This window comes from Desulfurococcus sp. (assembly GCF_038881575.1).
GTDB lineage: Archaea > Thermoproteota > Thermoprotei_A > Sulfolobales > Desulfurococcaceae > Desulfurococcus.
Map to the genome: position 1 here is coordinate 3,008 of NZ_JAVZPN010000020.1, position 2,387 is coordinate 5,394.

The 2,387-nt window shown below is 40.5% G+C and carries 3 protein-coding genes; all 3 read left to right on the top strand.

The genetic code is table 11. The annotated features are described in order from the left end of the window. The coding region (locus QXV08_RS08825) for a hypothetical protein (protein ID WP_342821573.1) at positions 1-521 on the top strand (521 nt) is incomplete at its 5' end. Further along, the gene (locus QXV08_RS08830; protein WP_342821574.1) at positions 518-1,333 is read left to right on the top strand and encodes a hypothetical protein; all 816 of its coding nucleotides are present in this window, start codon (positions 518-520) and stop codon (positions 1,331-1,333) included. The genes QXV08_RS08825 and QXV08_RS08830, both read left to right, overlap by 4 nt. 6 nt (positions 1,334-1,339) lie before the next feature. Continuing rightward, the gene (locus tag QXV08_RS08835) at positions 1,340-1,822 is read left to right on the top strand and encodes a hypothetical protein (RefSeq protein ID WP_342821575.1); all 483 of its coding nucleotides are present in this window, start codon (positions 1,340-1,342) and stop codon (positions 1,820-1,822) included. The last annotated feature ends 565 nt before the right edge of the window (positions 1,823-2,387 follow it).

The following is a 2,387-nucleotide window of genomic DNA, read 5'->3' on the forward strand; positions in this document are numbered from 1 at the left end:
GAGGGTGGCCTGAAATACCATTAAAACCGAAGTCAATAAGCATTGTTGAAACAGTAATTAAAAGTTTAGGCGGATCCTATGCTGTACCGGATCCTGAGATAAACTCGATTAAGGTTTCAGTTGAAGACCTAAAAATCATACTTGAGCCTGCAACTATGCCTCCTCCACCTCCACAGTCACCAGAATTATATGACGTGGTGGAAGTAAAGGGAATAAACAACGTTATGATAGGGCTTACATTAGTTACTAACCCGCAGTACTCGGATAGGATTTCAGCTGTAAGTCTTAGAGTAGATTTGAAAAAGAAGGGTTTAATTGATATCCGCCAGTGTGTAAGAGAAGCTTTTATCAACCTTGAAGTAAATAAGTTACTGAACACATACAGAAATGATATTGCTGAATCATACCTCACAGTATTCTTAAAGGAGAAGATGAAGAAGGAAGATATTATTGGCATGCTTAGAATGGTTGGCATGGATGAAAGAATAGTTGAGTTTAGGCGGAGTGGAGCATCACAATGAGCATTGATTGGCTCGACTCCCTAAACTACATGAATAATTTCATACAGGAGTTCGACAGAGCCTTCAGAACCTCTGCGAGTTTGGAGCCGTTGGAGATCTACGAGCAAAGTGCTTTAACCTGCTTTTACTCAGCATATAAAGAGGGAGCCTACCGCAAAGTTTTATCAAATCCCCTTCTTGAGGGAGCCATAAATGCCTGCGGTCGCTTCATAGGCGCTGCCAATAGACTATCCAGCACTGCTCAATCAATGTCGGGTCAAACAATACTATATTCCATTAAAAGAATAGAGAACTTCACGAAAATCTCAAAGAAAAAGACTTTCCTAATACTCTGTGACTGCCTTTCACTCCCAGAATACACACTTATTTTCACGGAGTTTGCCGATAAGGTATCTTTCAGAGATATGTTCTTCATGATTAATCCTGGGGGGAAGACGAAAACCTTCGAGTTTCTGGCCGAGAACTATTTGAACGTGGATTATTCTAAGGAACCTTCTTTAGAAGATATTGCTAATGGATTAGCTAGAAAACTTAACTGCTCAGAGCAAATGTTATTCAGAGATATGGATAGATTGATTCACAAGTTCGAGAAAGTTGGTTTCACAAGTATACGAAGCATGGTTGAGACATTTTATGAGAGCATTTCCAGACTTGTAGCAAGGATAAAAGCTCTTTCAACGAGCTACACGGTACTCTTATTAACAGATCATGGATATGATGTCATGTTGAAAAACGGGAGGATTTACCCATACCACAAGTGGAGCAGGGAACCAAGTTTAAGCATAATTGCACCGGCGCTTATATTAGGGTGAAAGGGGTTGGAAAGGCATAAGGGAGAATACTATGTAATCTATTACGGGTCAAGAAACCCAAAGAGGTCTGTGCTCGGTGTCAAATTTCCAAGCTTAAAGTCACCTCTATACATAAAGTTGGGAGGAGAGAGAGCGAGAAATTTATACAAGCACATAATTTTAACGCTTGACAACCTTGGGATACCTTACTCTACTGAAAAGGAAAGTCTTCATGAAGTCTTAAGGGTGCCATGGGCAACCGGACTTGCAATAACCATATTTCTACTAGCAATATACTCTAAGCGTAAACCATTAGCTTACGCACATGTTCTAGACAAAATGCTGACTGGCAGCATGCCGCTAGCAAGGCATCTAACAAACATGACTGAGATAGCGCTAGACCTCTCAGAATATCTTGGAAACACAAGAGACAAACCTCTAATCACACACAAAAGCGCTGCAACAATATCTAAAATGATGGTAACTTTAATAAATGCCCTTCATATATGATAAAATGCGCTTCTTTGTTATATTCACCCAATCTATTTTAAATTTTAAGAAGGCAGCTAATGATCCCTGCTCTGCTAAGTCGTGGAAAAAATCCCGCGCGGGTTCAAATCCCGCCCCCGGCGCCTAGTCAGCTTTTCAGAAAGATATAGCTAAATGAGTTTGATTGCCCTTTTCTTAATTATTTCTGTATAGCTTGGACAAAAGTACATTGCAAAAGACATTTAACATCTCAGTTCAAGACTCTCCAGGTTGGCTAAGGAGGGCATTATTAGAAGTGCAGCCCCTGCTAGCAAGCTCCGCTATCCTAAAAGCGAAGTTGAGAAGTTGTGGAGAAGTTAAAAGCTACAAGAACCGAGGAAAAGCTGAAGCACAAGACATTAAGACAGTGCTCATAGATAATGCTTAGCAGGAAAAAGGTGGCTGTTAAGATTTATAACTGCATATATTAGGATATAGCTGGGGTTACCCCCTTGGGTAACTGGTATAAAGCTCTACTTGAGGTGTGCCTAGTCTCCCTAATTCTAGCTTTTGCATCTTGGCTCCTAGAGGCTTATTTAAGCGGCAT